The 15,862-nt window shown below is 59.6% G+C and carries 11 protein-coding genes; 3 read left to right on the top strand and 8 right to left on the bottom strand.

Features of this window, described 5'->3' with window-relative positions; all coding sequences use genetic code 11:
- Positions 1 to 104 precede the first annotated feature (104 nt).
- From JYG34_RS03510 to JYG34_RS03490, 5 genes are all read right to left on the bottom strand, one after another.
- Complete coding sequence (locus JYG34_RS03510; protein WP_213659503.1) at positions 105 to 1,346, bottom strand: restriction endonuclease subunit S; 1,242 nt, start codon at positions 1,344 to 1,346, stop codon at positions 105 to 107.
- Entirely contained in the window at positions 1,337 to 3,811 is a 2,475-nt protein-coding gene (locus JYG34_RS03505; RefSeq protein WP_213659502.1) for a type I restriction-modification system subunit M, read from the bottom strand. Before JYG34_RS03505 ends, JYG34_RS03510 begins: the two co-directional genes overlap by 10 nt.
- 1,005 nt (positions 3,812 to 4,816) lie before the next feature.
- Positions 4,817 to 5,020 (bottom strand): hypothetical protein, encoded by a 204-nt coding sequence (locus JYG34_RS03500; protein WP_213659501.1) that lies wholly within the window; start codon positions 5,018 to 5,020, stop codon positions 4,817 to 4,819.
- A 272-nt stretch (positions 5,021 to 5,292) separates the two neighbouring features.
- Positions 5,293 to 6,540, bottom strand: a complete 1,248-nt coding sequence (locus JYG34_RS03495) for an IS256 family transposase (RefSeq protein WP_213657248.1) — start codon at positions 6,538 to 6,540, stop codon at positions 5,293 to 5,295.
- 280 nt (positions 6,541 to 6,820) lie between these two features.
- Positions 6,821 to 8,362 (bottom strand): MFS transporter, encoded by a 1,542-nt coding sequence (locus JYG34_RS03490; protein ID WP_213659500.1) that lies wholly within the window; start codon positions 8,360 to 8,362, stop codon positions 6,821 to 6,823.
- Between the two features lie 201 nt (positions 8,363 to 8,563).
- On the opposite strand from JYG34_RS03490, the gene JYG34_RS03485 reads away from it, so the two are divergent.
- Positions 8,564 to 9,436: a LysR family transcriptional regulator gene (locus JYG34_RS03485; RefSeq protein WP_213659499.1), complete on the top strand. Its 873-nt coding sequence runs from the start codon at positions 8,564 to 8,566 to the stop codon at positions 9,434 to 9,436.
- Between the two features lie 31 nt (positions 9,437 to 9,467).
- On the opposite strand, the gene JYG34_RS03480 is transcribed toward JYG34_RS03485, so the two are convergent.
- The 3 genes from JYG34_RS03480 to JYG34_RS03470 are packed head-to-tail and all read right to left on the bottom strand — an operon-like array spanning position 9,468 to position 13,665.
- Positions 9,468 to 10,871, bottom strand: coding sequence for an ATP-binding protein (locus JYG34_RS03480; RefSeq protein WP_213659498.1), 1,404 nt, complete (start codon positions 10,869 to 10,871; stop codon positions 9,468 to 9,470).
- Positions 10,868 to 12,682, bottom strand: coding sequence for a DAHL domain-containing protein (locus JYG34_RS03475; protein WP_213659497.1), 1,815 nt, complete (start codon positions 12,680 to 12,682; stop codon positions 10,868 to 10,870). Before JYG34_RS03475 ends, JYG34_RS03480 begins: the two co-directional genes overlap by 4 nt.
- The gene (locus JYG34_RS03470) at positions 12,679 to 13,665 is read right to left on the bottom strand and encodes a cytochrome-c peroxidase (RefSeq protein WP_213659496.1); all 987 of its coding nucleotides are present in this window, start codon (positions 13,663 to 13,665) and stop codon (positions 12,679 to 12,681) included. Before JYG34_RS03470 ends, JYG34_RS03475 begins: the two co-directional genes overlap by 4 nt.
- A 188-nt stretch (positions 13,666 to 13,853) precedes the next feature.
- Between JYG34_RS03470 and JYG34_RS03465 the strand changes: the two genes are divergently transcribed.
- Both JYG34_RS03465 and cysC read left to right on the top strand, forming a co-directional pair.
- Complete coding sequence (locus tag JYG34_RS03465; RefSeq protein ID WP_213659495.1) at positions 13,854 to 15,224, top strand: HD domain-containing phosphohydrolase; 1,371 nt, start codon at positions 13,854 to 13,856, stop codon at positions 15,222 to 15,224.
- A complete protein-coding gene (gene cysC / locus JYG34_RS03460; protein ID WP_249746213.1) occupies positions 15,218 to 15,814 on the top strand; it encodes an adenylyl-sulfate kinase in 597 nt (198 codons plus the stop codon). The genes JYG34_RS03465 and cysC overlap by 7 nt, the downstream gene beginning before the upstream one ends.
- The last annotated feature ends 48 nt before the right edge of the window (positions 15,815 to 15,862 follow it).

Below are 15,862 nucleotides of genomic sequence, written 5' to 3'. Positions count from 1 at the left end.
GTCGAGGCTGTCGAGGCTGTCGAGCAACACGTTATTCATTTGCACAGAGGGGACGCGTTGCTCAGTAGCCTGCCGCAATTGAATAGCTTCCTTGCTCAGGCTTGTCATAGCAATCGGGTTCTTCCCGTTAGCAGTTCTTGCATCATACCTTGCTTGAGGTTACGGGTTTTGACCAGGCGCTGCTCCAGCGAAGCTAGCTCGGCATCCATATCGGTCAGTATGGTCGCGATAGCGGTTTGCTCTTGAAGCGATGGAAGAGAAATTCGAAAATCCTGAACCATCCCTTTGTTTAGATTCGCTTGTGTACCCTGCTGCCCTAGCGACTTGACGACAGGCTTCAGCGACGTGAGGTAGTAATAAAGAAACTGATTATTCAAGCTTTCACCAGGCCGAATGCCTAGAATCGCCTGGCTTGAACAAAGCGGAATCCCTGCAATGCTGCATTCTCCGAGCGAGGCATACATCGCGTAGAGCACTGTTCCAGTCGGAAACATCTGCGCCGCACAGCTTGCAAAACCTAAACGGGTGAGGTTACGGTCAGTAGAATTAATGTACTTCCCGCCTTGAGTCATGTCGGAGATAGAAACCCACGGAATATTCCCGTCATAGTAGGCAGGAACAGAAGAAGTAGGAGTGCCACCACTTCCCATTTCTGCGAGGTCCCCTAACCGCTTCAACACCCACTCGCCATGGAAACCCGGTAGACGGGTTTCGCCGGTGAAAAGTTGTTGCATAGTAGCCTGCTTGAGGTTGCGCTTCTTAGCGATAAGCCTCTCCAGCGCCCCCAACAGCGCATCAATATCGCTCAACGCAGTGGCGATTACGCGCTGTTCGGAAAGTGGCGGAACAGGAGCAACTACAAGACTCAAATTCGACTGACCAATATTCGCGCGAATCGCGCCTTGGCCCATAGGGATAATCTGCGAGCGAATCCACGGTGCACGAAGAGCATATCCTGAATAGACAGGATCAAAATTCCCGTCAATCGGCCGGCCACGAATTACAAAACCTCCAAAAACAACTCGCTCGGAACCTAGATAGGTGGCAGCCAAGCCAACCTCTTCTTGAGTCTCGGAGGTCCGATTGAAAAGAACATCACCACGCCTAACTTCGTAGGACATGGAAACAGCCTCGGGTAACGTAACCTGGCCTTGGATTTCAGGACCGTGAATATGCGAATACGTTATGGGCTCCAGTACATTGATAAACCGAACTCCCTGTCCGTAGGCGCTTTTGTCTGCGTTCACTCCATTTCGGAAAGAAAAAAGCGCTCCAAACGGCTTCACGCCCCATTCTTCTGGAATGACGCCCACCCGCGTTAGCTTGTAGCCCGGCTTCACTGCCATGCCGCCCCCATTTTTTTCAAATGTTCTGCCACACGATTACCAAGGGTTTCCACTTCATCGCTGAGCTGTGGCAGAGATGTGGCGTAGCGATCATTCAGCTCGCAGATGCGTCCGGTCATAGTCTGAGAGACTCGGTCAAGTTCGCCTTGTACGGCAGCAGCCAGGGTCGCGACCCATTTATCTTCCACCACTAGGCTTTTGATCTCGTCCTCACCAAGCAGCGAGTACTTCGCGTGGATCTTGTCCTCGAGTTCTTCTTCTGCTTTTTTGAGCTTCGCCTTTAGATTGCTATGCTGATCGATCAATGACTCATATTCGAGCAATACCTTGAGCTCATCCTCATAATCCGCGTCCAAGCCAATCTCGCGTTGACGCGCTTTAATCGCTTTGGCAGTGACCTTTTGCTTGTCACCCTCACCCTCGACCACTTCGCTCAGCGAGCCATCCTCACCACTGTGCTCTTCAAGCATTTCATTCATGCTTTGCTCGACGCTGGAAAGCCGGGCCTCAAAATCTTCAATAGCACTACGTTCGGCCATGAAATAGCGGGCAATTAAAATCTCGACCGGAATTAGGTCCGACTTAAAGCGGCGCTTACCTTGGCAATAATCATGCTTCTCAGCCCAGGTCAGCTTGCTGTTCTTGTCCTTTACCTTGTGGATTTCACGTGCTTTGGCAGCGGCCTTCCAGCCGTCGGCACTAATCAGATAGCAGTCGTCCTGCATAACTTCCGCCCAGTAGTCCATCAAGTGCTGATAGATGTCGTAATGGTCAAGCAAAGGCGCTTCGGCGAAAGCACTGAGCAGGTCTTCGGACAGTGTGGCAATAAGTTCCTTAGGGTGGCTGTTGGCTGCAAAGCCTTTTAACTGAGGTACGCTATCCGCCAGCCAGTGATTGAACAGTTTATCCACACTAGCCTTGAAGGCCGTGAACTGCGGATGACCGAAGATGACCGGCTTCACCTCAGGACTGACAAGCTCAAAATAACCCGGGTGACTGGCCACCTTGAACAATGCTGCACGCAATGCAGGCATCACCTGCCAGAAGCTGTCAAACGCATCGATATCACGCTCCGGAATGCCCCCCCGCAAATGGCCGTCGATATCCTGAATGTCCTCACGCTCAGTGCTATCGATATAGCGAGGCAGGTTAAGGTTGAAGTCGTTCTTCGGATCGCTGATTTCGTCGAATGGAACCATACGCGCGTAACGCGACACATCTGCCATTCGGGTGAAGGTATCGACTATCTTGTGAACATCTTGATCGCGCAGACGATTCTTCGGTCCGTCTTTAATAAAACCCTTGGCCGCATCGATCATAAAAATGCCTTTGCGCGCACTGGCGTTTTCCTTGTCCAGCACCAGGATGCAAGCGGGAATGCCTGTGCCGAAAAACAGGTTGGCCGGCAGGCCAATAATGGCTTTGAGGTAACCTGAGCGCACCAGTTGCTCACGAATCACTGCCTCGGCATTGCCACGAAAAAGCACGCCGTGAGGTAGGATGCAAGCGCCTTTGCCGGTACTTTTAAGCGAGCGAATGATGTGCAGCAAAAAGGCATAGTCGCCCTGCTTGGCCGGCGGCTCACCCCAGGCAAAGCGCTGATAGGGATCATTAGCTGGGGTCAATCCAACGCTCCAGCTTTTGACCGAGAAAGGTGGGTTTGCCACTACGTAGTCATAGGTACGCAGCTGCTCACCGTCCTTGAACTTGGGCGAGGACAACGTGTTGCCCTGCAGAATGTTGGCGGTCGGGAAGTCATGCAGGATCATGTTCATCCGGGCGAGGCCGGCAGTGGTTACATCCATCTCCTGCCCTTCCAACGTAATGTGCTTCCCCGCTTGGTCAGCCACTTTCAGCAACAGGGAGCCTGAGCCACATGTCGGGTCATAGACACTCGTCTTCGCCACCGCATTGGCCGGGCTTATGCCGATGACTTGGGCGATGACTCGGCTGACCTCAGAAGGCGTATAGAACTGTCCTTTACTCTTGCCGCTTTCGGTGGCGAAGTGACGCATCAGATATTCGTATGCGTCGCCAAGGATGTCGTCGTTGTCAGCACGGTTTTGCGAAAAGTCCAGCTCGGGCTTCTGGAAAATCGCCACCAGGTTAGTTAGCTTTTCCACCATATCCTTCCCCTCTCCGAGTTTATTCGGATCGTTGAAGTCAGGAAAATCGCTGCGGGCTAGCCGGGTGTTGGCATCAATCAGCGGTTGGATGATCTGAGTATTGATCTTGTTGCCAATGTCAGCATCGCCCTTGAGGGCGATCATGTCTTTGAAGCTGGCTCCCAACGGAATGTTAACCGGTGGCGCGAAGTCATCCGAATTGCCGTACTTGTCGGAGATGTACTTGATGAACAGCATGAACAGGACGTAGTCCTTGTATTGGCTGGCATCCATCCCACCGCGCAGCTCGTCGCACGAGGCCCACAAGGAGGAGTAAAGGTCGGATTTCTTGATAGCCATTGGCAATCCTAGCTGGGTAAAAAAGGTAAGTGAGCAGACGTCGTCTCGCGTGTACTCAGGAGCTGTCCAGGGTACCAGCGCCTCACTGGGGTCAACAGATATCTATAGCGAAGCGATAGCTCTGCCTTCGGAAATCTGGCGCACCTTATCTACTTCGGCCTCGTCGGGCCAGCACATTGGCCCTATTTTTTGCGCTGTTCTCACACCGTAGGTGAGTCACCATGATTTCGTAGAGGCTGGACTGCCGCTCTGTGTGCCACGCACATTAAGCCGCTAAGCTTTCGACGCCAACACTGGACATATGAACAGGTAAACAATCCACTCAGTCACTACTGACGCGTTCGCCATCACTAGCACGTTCTTGCGGATTTTCATGTCCGGTGTAGATCGCACCTGTACTCATAATTGACATACTATTGCGTGTTCAGCGCAGCCTCAAAATCTAAGCCTGAGCGCATGTCTGGCTGGTGAGCAACCCCTAGGAACAGCAGCCGTGGCTGATTCACGTACTGACACACAGATCTCGTCAATGCCAACCGACGTAAGCTGCGTGACTGCGCTAACCTTTCCAACAAGCTGTTTCTGGTCATTATTCTAATGATGCTGGATAGCTCGATAAGATCGTGAAAGGAACCCTGTTATTCCGTATTCGCTTAGCTAAGTGATCGCGCTTGAACCAGGGGCGCCCGGCAGCGGGCAGCCAGACTGGTCATTTGTAAAGCTGAAACACATGTCGCAGTATTCCAATCGGTATCCCAAACCAAAATACAAACCGAAATTAACTATATTTATCAATATATTACTGTTTTAATTCAAATTACCCCGGCCCACCAAATCCAAAGAAAAAGACGCCCTCGGGCGTCTTTTTTTGTACCTGGGATCCGGTAAATGAACCGTCTCTAGACGGTCAATACATCCATGCCAGCGGTGTAGGCAATTTCCCGCAATGTCCATTGCTTTTTCCCAACTACCCCCAGCTTGCATGGGCGCGGGAGCGGAGTCTCATCACCGATCTTCACAAATGGCTGTCAACCCAAGAACCGTGGTCGGCGTTGGGCCAATTTGTGTAGGAGTACTTACGAGCATGTTGGCACCGGTATCACCTTCCAGATGGTAGGGCTTGCCCTGGCACACCTTCGCGGCCTTTTGATTGATGTTTTCCAGCAGGCCCTCGCGTGAGTTGAATATGCTGCCGTGGCTAGTGATCATGAACTGACCTGGTGCTACTTCGTTGGCTCCTGTGAATGTGCAACCGGTTAGCCCCACGGTAAGGCTTGCAATGAACAAAAGCTTTTTCAAATGTATGAATCTCAGTTAAATGGTGGACAGCAGTTCTAGGCGATGGGGGATCACCTTCAACTTGGGGATCGCATCGCAACAGCGCGGGGTGAGCTTCGCATGCACGAAAATCGCCCTGCCGGGACTGTCAGATTTTTTGTGTGCGGGCCGGTAACGGCCTGCCGTCAGGCAGGCCCTGATTCTCACCAGGTCGGCCTGATGAACCGATCTCCGTACAGAATCGCAAATTGATTCATCGCGCTTTTCCAATCATGGGCCGGTTTTCCCCAATTGGCTGTTATGTTGCGCAATCCCAGCCAAATCAGTTTGGTCGCTGCGTCATCATTCGGGAAATGCCCGCGAGTCTTGATGACCTTGCGTAGCTGGGCGTTGATGCTCTCGATGGCGTTGGTGGTGTAAATCACCTTTCTGATGGCCGGTGGGAAGACGAAAAATGGAATCACTCGATCCCAGGCGCGTCTCCAGGCAGCCACCACCGTTGGATATTTCTCGCCCCACGGCCCGTTCTCAAACTCATCGAGTGCTTGCTCAGCCGCTTCAGCATTAATGGCTTGGTAAATCGGCTTCAGCTCCTTGGCCAGAGCCCGCCGCTTGTCCCAGGCCGCGAAGTCGAGGCTGTTGCGGATCAGGTGCACGATGCACGTTTGCAACGTCGTCTCTGGAAACACGGCACTGAGAGCCTCTGGCATACCTTTGAGGCCATCGGTCACGGCAATCAGCACATCTTCGACACCGCGCGTCTTGAGATCGTTAAAGACCTTCATCCAAAACTTCGCGCCCTCGGTGTTCTCGATCCAGATGCCCAGGATATCCCGCGTCCCGTCGGGGAGGACGCCCAGGGCCAGGTAAATGGCCTTGTTGCGCACCAGGCCCTCTTCGCGGATCTTCACCCGCAGTGCATCGAAGAAAATGACCGGGTACATCGGCTCCAGTGGCCGCTGTTGCCACGCGCCAATCTCGTCCATGACCTCGTCTGTCACAGAGCTGATGAAGTCGGGTGAGACCTCTGTTCCATACTGCTCGGACAAAAAGGCTCGGATCTCTCTGACCGTCATTCCACGGGCGTACATGGCGATGATCTTGTCATCGAAACCGGTGTACCGCCGCTCGTGCTTGGGGATCAGAATGGGCGAAAAACTGCCGTCTCGATCGCGAGGAATTTCCAGCCGCAGTGGGCCATCCCCCGTTAAAACCGTCTTGCCACTCTTGCCGTTACGCTGGTTGGTTTCATCCTCTGGGCGCTGCGCGCCCGGCGGATAGCCCAGGTGGTGGCCAAGCTCGGCATGCAGAGCGCGTTCGATCAGGGCCTTCTTGAACGCCGCAGAGGCATCCTCGATAGCTTCTGCGGTCATCAGGCCCTCACCGAACTGCTCCAGCAGCTCTTTGGGGATTTTGGGCAGGTCACGCAAGGGTTTCTTTTTGGTTGGCATACATGCACCTCTTACTCATGTTATGCCCGAACACAAAATTTCTGACACCCTCCCCTGCCTGCACGGCCTCGGTCCAGCATGGCTGGGCCTGGTCTGTACTGGAAAAGCTCCCGCACTAAAAATGGATCAAACAAGCATCACTGATGTCACTATGCCATTGCAACCTTTAATGCATGCATCCCCAAGGTGATGACCATCAGGATATTCACCGGTCTGCATTGGCAGCTTCGATAGGCCATTGGCAAAAGCTCTCTTGCACGTGGGCAACCAAGTGCCTTTTTCATACCCGAACGATTTGCCCCTGAGCCTGAGGCAACGGTCTCCCCAGCAGCCCCCCAACCACCACCGCAAACACCAACGCCATCCCCCCCGCAACCTGCAACACCGCCTCAAACCCACCCACAAAAGCCTGCTGCGCCAAGGGCGCCACCACCCCACGCAACCCCGGCTCCAGCACCCCCAACGCCGCCTGCAAATCCCCCGCCGCCACCCGCGTCGCCATCTCCCCAACCATCCCCAACGCCTCAGGCGCCACCCCAACCATCGCCTCACGCAGCAGTTGCGCACTCCGCCCCGCCAAAATCCCCCCAAGCACCCCAATCGCCAACACAATCGCCGTAAACCGCGTGGTCGTACTCAACCCCGAAGCCATCCCCGTCCGCTCACGCGGCACGCACGCCATGATGTTCTTCTGCGTATCCCCATTCAGCAGCCCTGCCCCCGCGCCAAGCACCAGGCTGGCCAAGGCGAAAGCACCATACCCACCGTGCCCCACCGCCCAAGCGCAAGCCAGGTTCCCCATCCCCACCAACACCAACCCCAACGCAAACACCTGCGCCGCACTCAACCGCGTGGCCAAGCGCATCCCCACCCGCGGTGTCAGCAACATCGCCAGCGCAAACGGCAACATCCCCGCCCCCGCCGCCAGCGCCGACAGCTGCAAGCCGTTCTGCAGGTACAGCGGCAACAAGGTCATCATCACCTGGGCACAAGCGGCATAGGCAAACATCCCCAGCAAGGCCCCAATGAACCGCCCGCTGCGCATCAGCGCCAGGTCGATCATCGGCCGCGCCTGGCTGCGCTCGACCATCACGAACACCCCGAACAGGAACGCTGCGATCACTAATCGCCCCAAGGTAGGCGCACTGTCCCAGCCAACGCGGCTGGCATCGATCAACGCCCAGATCAGGTAACCCAGGCTGCCGGCAAAGGTAAGGCTGCCGAGGGGATCGAGCCGGGCAGCAGCGGTGTCGCGGGACTCTTCCACGCTACGCAGCACCATCAGCGTCAGCACCGCCACCAGCGGCAGGTTGATGTAGAAGATCCAGCGCCACCCAAGCGTACTGGCGATCAGGCCGCCGAGCAGCGGCGCAAAGGTAATGGTCGCGCCCATGCAGGCGCCCCAGAAGGCCCAGGCCCGCAAGCGCTCCTCGGGCTCATGGAAGCGATGCCCGATGGCGGCCAACGCGGCAGTGAGCAGCAACGCCGCACCGACGCCTTTTGCCGCGCGGGCGAGGTTGAGGAATAGCAGGTCCGGCGCGGCGCCGCAGGCCAGCGAGGCGGCGCCGAACAGGGCGAGGCCGAGCAGCAGCATGCGGCGGCGGCCGAAGCGGTCGGCGAGGCTGCCGGCGGGCAGCAGGCAGGCGGCGAAGGCGAGCAGGTAGGAACTGACCACCCATTCGATGTCGGCGAACGAGCCGGACAGGTCGCGGGCGATGCTTGGCAGGCTGACGGCGACGATGTTGGTGTCGAGGATGATCAGGGCGCACACGGCCGAAGCGGTGAACAGGGTGAAACGCGCCGAGGCGCTGGGGGTGGACATGGCAAGGCTCCGCTGGATGGCTGGTCTGCGTGGGCGGTGTGAAGCCTTTCGCCGGCAAGCCGGCGCCTACGGGTTTTGTGTAGGGGCGGCTTTGCGGTCACGGTGCCAGCCTTGTAGTGTTGTTCTCACCTTACCGCTGCCGGGCGCGGGGCTTGTTAGCCTGCGCGTTCGGCGTCATTAGCCGCTGGCTAACGAGGCCCCATGGAGATCCGTCACTTTCGCTACTTCCTCGCCGTGGCCCAGCACGGCCATTTCACCCGTGCCGCCGAGCAATTGGGCATCGCCCCGCCGACGCTGACGCGGCAGATCCAGGACATGGAGGCGGAGCTGGGGGTGCTGCTGTTCCAGCGCAGCCAGCGTGAGGTGCAACTGACGGCGGCTGGGGAGGCTTTGCGTGTGGAGGCCGAGCACGCGGTGCGGCAGTTCGATGCCGCGCAACTGGGCGCGCGGCGCGCCGGGCGGGGTGAGAGTGGGCGGATCGAGCTGGGGTATGTGGCCTCCGCGGCCTACTCGGGCATCCTGCAACAGCAGGTGAGCCAGTTCGCCGAGGGCTACCCCGAAGTGCGCCTGAACATTCGTGAAGTGCCGATGCTGGCATTGCCGGCGTTGGTCGATGAGGGGCAGCTCGACCTGGCCTACCTGCGCTCGCCCATGGAACTGCCGGACGCCCTGGCGGCCATCGCCCTGCACGAGGAAGGCTTCGTGCTGGCGCTGCCGGCCAGTTCACGGCTCAACGAGCTGAAGACGATTCACGCCGCGCGCCTGGCTGAGGAAACGTTCATTCTGCCTGAGCAGATCTCCGGCACCCTGGCGATCGCCCAATTGGGCGGCTTCGCGCCGCGCCTGGGGCCGCAGCCGGGGAGCCTGGTGGCGGTGCTTACGCTGGTGTCGCTGGGCCAGGGCGTGGCGGTGGTGCCGGCGTCGGTGGTGCAGCGCATCAGCTTGCCGCAAGTCAACTACCGGAACATTGCCGACAACCAGGCGAGCTCGTGGCTGAGCCTGGTGCACCGGCGCTTCGAGAAGTCGCCGGCGGTGATGCGCTACATCGAGGGCGTACGCCGCAGTGTCGAATGATTCGCCATGACACGCGCCTGGCCCAGGCCGCTCAGCACGCCGCGCGTTGGCTGACCGGCAACTGCACACGAAACGTGGTGCCCACCCCCACCTGGCTGGCCACGGTGATCTCGCCACCGTGCTTCTTGATGATGCCGTAGGAAAGCGACAGGCCCAGCCCGGTTCCCTGCCCGACGGGTTTGGTGGTGAAAAAGGGGTCGAAGATCTTCTGCAGGTTTTCCGGGGCTATCCCGGTGCCCGTGTCCGCAACCTCGATGCAGACCGTGTCGCCTTGCTGGGCGGTGCTCAAGGTGATGGTGCCGCGCTGCGGCCCCATGGCCTGCGCGGCATTGACCACCAGGTTCATGATCACCTGGTTGATCTGCGACGGCAGGCACTCGACCTCGGGCAGCGGTTGATACTGCTTGATGACGTCGGCCTTGTACTTGAGCTCGCTGGCGACGATGTTCAGCGTCGAATCGATCCCCTGCTGCAAGTTGGCCCACTGCCATTGCTGTGTGCTGTCGACCCGGGAGAAGTCCTTCAGGTCCTTGACGATCTGCCCCACGCGGCCAATTCCGTCCTTGGATTCGCTGATCAGCACGGGAATGTCTTCAACGAGGTAGTCCAGCTCGAGCTGCTCGCGCAGGTGCTGCAAGTGCCGGGTGGTTTCGCTGTCGCCCAGCGCCTGCTCTGCACTGCGATAGGCGTCGAGCAGGGTCGTCAGTTGCTTGAAGTACCCCTCCAAGGTGCCGAGGTTGGAGGACACGAAGCCGATGGGGTTGTTGATTTCGTGGGCGACGCCGGCCGCCATCTGGCCCAGGGAGGCGAGTTTTTCCGACTGCACCAGCTGGCTTTCCAGTTGCTTGCGTTCGTCGATTTCCCGTTGCAGGGCTTCGCCGGCCTGCCTGAGCTCCAGGGTGCGCTGCTCCACCCGTTGCTCCAGTTGATGCATCTTCAGCGAGGCGCGCTGGGTCATCTCCCATTTGGTCAGCAGGGTGCTGGCCATCTGCTGGACCTCGATGTTGTCGAAGGGCTTTTTCAGGATCAGCAGGCGGTCATGGGCCTGCAGCCGGTCGAGCAATTCGTCCCAGGAATAATCGGAATAGGCGGTACACACCACCACCTGCAATTGCGGGTCGTGCTGCCACAGCTGTTCAATGGTCTTCGCCCCGTCCCAGCCGTCGGGCATGCGCATGTCGACGAACGCCAGTGCATACGGCTGTCGCGCCTGCAAAGCCCGTATCAGCATGCCAAGGCCTTCCTCGCCGCCATAGGCCGACGCCAGCTCGAACAACGGTTGCTCCGGCTTGGCCGGCTCGCCGAACAACAGGGCTTCCATCGCGTCCAGTTCAGCCGATTGGGTGTTGGCCGGGGCGAGGATCTTGCGAAAGTCCTCGTGAATCGACGGCATGTCGTCGATCAGCAGGATACGGCGGTTAGTCAGCTCGCTCATGCATCCTCCATCACCGCAACCAGCGGGATCTGCAGGGTAAACAGCGCCCCCAGGCCTGGGCCGTCGCTATGGACGGTCAGGTGGCCATTCATCTCGATGGCGGCCAGGGCGCAGCTGTGCAGGCCGAAACCGTGGCCTTCCTTACGCGTGGTGAAGCCGTGGGCGAAGATCTTCTGCAGGTTCTCCGGGGCGATGCCCTCGCCTTCATCCCTTACGCTCACTTCCAGGAATTCGCCTTCGACGACCCGGGTGCTCAAGGTCATGGTCCGCTGGCGGTTGGCGGGCCCTGACATGGCGTACTTGGCGTTGCTGATCAGGTTGATCAGGATCAGCAACAGGCGGTGGCGGTCGCCCATGACCTGCGGTACCTGGCCGAAGTCGCGCACCACCGTCACCTGATGGCGGGTCAGCGCGCCGGTGTTCATGCGCAGGGCATCTTCGATGAGCTCATGGATGAACAGCGGTTCGGGCATGCTCTTGGCGCCGGCATAGGATTGCTGGGTCGCCACGACTTCCTTGATGTGATCGAGGCTTTTGTTCATCCGCTCAAGCTCGCCGACCAGGTCGCGCTGCTCCTGGGCAATGGCGCCGGCCAGTTGGTTGAGGTAGCCGGGCAACAGCTTGCCCTTGGCGTCTTCGGTGAAAAAGTGGCCGAGGTCGTCGGGGTGTTCGTTGATCAGTTGCATGGCCTTGCCCAGCCCTTGGGTCTTGCTGCTGCGCAGGGTGCGGGCAATGAGCTCCGACGAGGTGTTCACGCTGTTGAGCACGTTGCCGACGTTGTGCAGGACATTGGTGGCGATTTCCGCCATCCCGGACTGGCGCGCGGCGCTGAGCAGCTCGCTCTGGGCATCCTTGAGCTCACGGGTGCGTTCCTCGACCCGCAGCTCCAATACGTCGTTGCTCGCCTGCAGCGCGCTGTTCACCCGCCGTATTTCGGCAAAACTGCGGATCAACAGCATCGCCAACGCCACCACCGACAGCATCAGCAGCCCTGAGAGCAACAGCGTGTAGACGTGATACCTGTGGTCGTTCTGCTCGACCTGTTGCTGGTCGCGATCCAGAAGGTCGGTGAGGTTGTCCAGCCGTTCGGCGACGGGTATCGCCTCGATCTGTTCCAGCAGGCCGTTGACGATCGGTTGCTCGCGCAAAATCAGCGCGACGTGATTGCTCATCAGCCGGACCGGGGTCTGGAACTCCTGCGGCAGGCTTTGCACATTGACCGCCAGGGTACTCAAGCCGACTTCGATTTCGGCGGCCTTGTCCGCGGAGGTCACCTGGGCGAACTCCAAGGCGCTGAGCAGCAAGTCGTAGGTGTCGGTCGCGAACTCGTGCACTTCCCTTCTATCGGGGTCGGCCACCTTGCCGAACTGGGCCTGGACACCATCTTCGGCGGCCGGCAGGAACGCCAGGGAGTTGCGCAGCAACGCATTGTGCGACTTGAACTGCTCGACCAGGCGCGCCTTCTGCCCAAGTGCCTCAAGGAAGCCGTCATGGGCCTCGCTCCAATGCCGCGAGTCGTTGCGCCCATTCTCGGACTCCAGGCTGTCGAACTGCGCCCAGAGGCGGTTCATCTCCTTGAGCGGCGTGACCAGGGGGTCGTAGTTGCTCACGGCGACCACCCGCGCCTTGAGCACTTCACTTTCCCACAGGGCATCCTGTTGCTTGAGCTGGCGTATCAGGTCGCGGGACAGGTTGTAGGTCTGGGTCTGCTCAGCGTCGGATTTCAGGTACAGGAACACCAGCATTGAAACCAGGGCCAGCACGGCGCCACTGAGCAACAGCAAGCTGCCACGCCGGGAGAGCCTGATCATGGCTGCCCCGCCTGTTCACCGGTGAGGGTCCTGAGGAAGAGCACGATAAGCTTCAGGTCCTCCTCACTCGGCACGCGCCCCAGCTGGTACTTGAACATCACCTGGACGGCCTCTTCGAGGGTCGCCGCCGAGCCGTCATGGAAGTAAGGCGCGGTCATCGCCACATTGCGCAGGCTCGGCACCTTGAACACGCCACGGTCGGCTTCGTCACCGGTGACGTTGAAGCGCCCCTGGTCAGCTGCGGTGGGGTTGCCGCGGGCGGCGAGGTAATCCTCGAACACGCCGAACTTCTGGAACATGTTGCCGCCGATATTCACGCCCTGGTGGCAGGCAATGCAGCCATAGTCCTTGAACCGTTGGTAACCGTACTTCTCCTGCAAGCTGAGGATGTCGGTGTTGCCCTGCAGGTACTGGTCGAAACGCGCGCCATGGGTCAGCAGGGTGCGCTCGTAGTCGGCCAGGGCATCGAGGATGTTGGCCTGGGTCACGGCATCCGGGTAGGCGGCGGCGAACTGCTGCGCAAAGGCACCGTCGCCCTTGATGCGATCGACGATGAAACGCCAGTCCCCGCCCATTTCGTGGGCACTGGTGACGACCGCGTTGCCCTGTTGCTCGAGCGACTCGACCCGCCCATCCCAGAACTGCCGGAAGTTCAGGCTGGCATTGAACACCGTCGGGGTGTTGAGCGTCAGCAGCAGGCCATCGACCCCCGCCGAGAAGGCGCGGTCGTCGGCGCCGTATTTGTCGAGGCGATGACAACTGGCGCAGGACAGCGTGTTGTCGAGCGACAAGCGGGGGTCATTGAACAGCCGACGCCCCAACTCGACACGCCTGGCGTCCAGCCTGGGGGTATCCGGCAGGGGTTTGAGTGGCTCGTTCAATGGCTCGGCCGAGGCACCGACGGGCAGGCCAAGCAGTACCAGCAGGCACAAGCGCAAGCCGCACCTGATGGGAAGGTACCGACAGATCCTTTGTACGATCATCTGGGAGATTCCTTTATCCCTGGCCGGACGACTGCTCGCTATCAGGTTAGTTGCGATCACCGCGGTCTGCCTGTGGCACGCAGCCCCATGGGCTGATGATGGTGCCTCGAAAAATGATCTAGCCTTTGGCCCAGGGCTACGCCAATGGGCAAGGCCCGGGTTTATGGACAGACCGCGTGAGGCCAGCCATGGAAGAGCAAGCATCACCTGCTGCGCAGCAACGCCCGACGATACTGCTTGTCGACGACGAAGAGCCCATCCTCAATAGCCTGCGCCGGCTGTTGCGCAGCCAGCCGTATGACGTGCTGCTGGCCAGCAGTGGCGAACAGGCCCTGGAGATCATGGCGCATCACCCGGTGGACCTGGTGATGAGCGACGCGCGCATGCCGGCGATGGACGGTGCCACCTTGCTGGCGCAGGTGCACCAACGCCACCCGGCGGCCGCCAGGATCATGCTGACCGGCTACGCCGACCCCGCGGCCATCATCAAGGCGGTGAACGAAGGGCGTATCCATCGCTACATCAGCAAGCCCTGGAACGACGACGAAATGCTCCTGACGCTGCGCCAGGCCCTGGAACACCAGCACTCCGAACGGGAACGCCAGCGCCTGGAGGTGCTGGCGCGCAAGCAGAATGCGCAACTGAAGCTGCTGAACCTGAACCTGGAAAAACGGGTGACGGCCCGCACCGCCGAATTGCAGCAGACGGCCGACATGCTCGACCTGGCCTACGAGGAGCTCAAGCACAGCTATGTCACCGGCACCGAGGTATTCTCGATGCTGGCCAACCTGCGCTTGCCCCCGGCCAAGCAGACCAACCGGCAGATCATCGAGCTGGTGCGCTACTACTGCAAGGCGCACAACGTGGATGAATCGACCAGCCGCGACCTGGCCATGGCGGCCGCGCTGTACAACATCGGCAAGATGAGCTGGCCCGACAGCATGGTCATCGCCCCGGCGGACCTGCTGACCCACACCGATCGCGAGCGCTACCGCGACTATCCGCGCCAGAGCGAGACGCTGCTCATGACCCTGGACCCGATGAAGGACGCCGCTCGCTTGATCCTGCATCACCAGGAACACTGGGACGGTGGGGGCTTCCCGGACCAGCTCAAGGGTGAAGCCATTCCCTTTGGCGCCCGCCTGCTCAAGCTTGCGGTGGACTTCACCGAACTGCAGCGTGGCCTGATTCTCGAGCGTTCGCTGAACAGTGACGAAGCACTACTCTACCTTCGCAAGTATGCCGGGCGTGTGTATGACCCCGGCCTGCTGGAGGATTTCGTGCAGGTTTGTGCGGCGGTGCTCAGCGACATCACCTTGATGGACCCGGAGGTGAGGATGTGCTCCACGCGTGAGCTGGTGGCAGGCATGGTGCTGGCGCGCAATCTCAGCGCCGAGAACGGGATGTTGCTGCTCAATGCGGGTAAGGTGCTGAATGGGCCGCTGGTGGAAAAACTGATCGCGTTTGAAGCGATGGAACACGGTAAATACAGCGTGTTTGTCAAAGTCCCGGCGGAGGCTGAGCAGGCATCTGCCGGCACAGGTTCCGCACCATGTTGAACGGTTTGCATACGGAGTTTCCCAACGTGCACGACGCAGGACGCGAGCGACACCCTTCGGCGCAGGGCCGGCGTGGCGCGGTCATCTGGCTCACCGGGCTTTCGGGCGCGGGTAAATCGTCACTGGCCGAGGGCCTGGCGCGGCAGCTCACCGAGCTGGGGCATGCCTGCTATGTGCTCGATGGCGATGTGTTGCGCACGGGCCTGAACGCCGACCTTGGCTTTTCTGCGCAAGACCGTCACGAAAACATCCGCCGCACGGGCGAGGTGGCGGCGCTGTTCGCCGATGCCGGGCTGATCTGCATCGCGGCGTTGATCTCGCCGTACCGGGAAGGCCGCGCCGCCGCGCGCCGGGCCTGCGGGGCGGGGTTTCACGAGGTGCATGTGAAGGCGGACCTGGCCGTTTGCGAGGCGCGTGACCCCAAGGGGTTGTACCGCCGGGCGCGGGCGGGGGAATTGCCGGGGTTTACCGGGATCGATGCGCCGTATGAAGCGCCGGATGGGCCGGAGTTGGTGGTGGAGACCGGGCGGGTGGCGTTGCCGGTGGCGGTGGGGCAGTTGCTGGAATATGTGTTGGCCGTTGTTAGGTGATGGGGATTTAGGCTGGCGGGGCCCTGTAGGAGCGGCTTCAGCCGCGAT

Source organism: Pseudomonas entomophila (genome assembly GCF_018417595.1).
Lineage (GTDB): Bacteria > Pseudomonadota > Gammaproteobacteria > Pseudomonadales > Pseudomonadaceae > Aquipseudomonas > Aquipseudomonas entomophila_C.
This window is presented reverse-complemented; position numbering and strand designations above follow the sequence as displayed.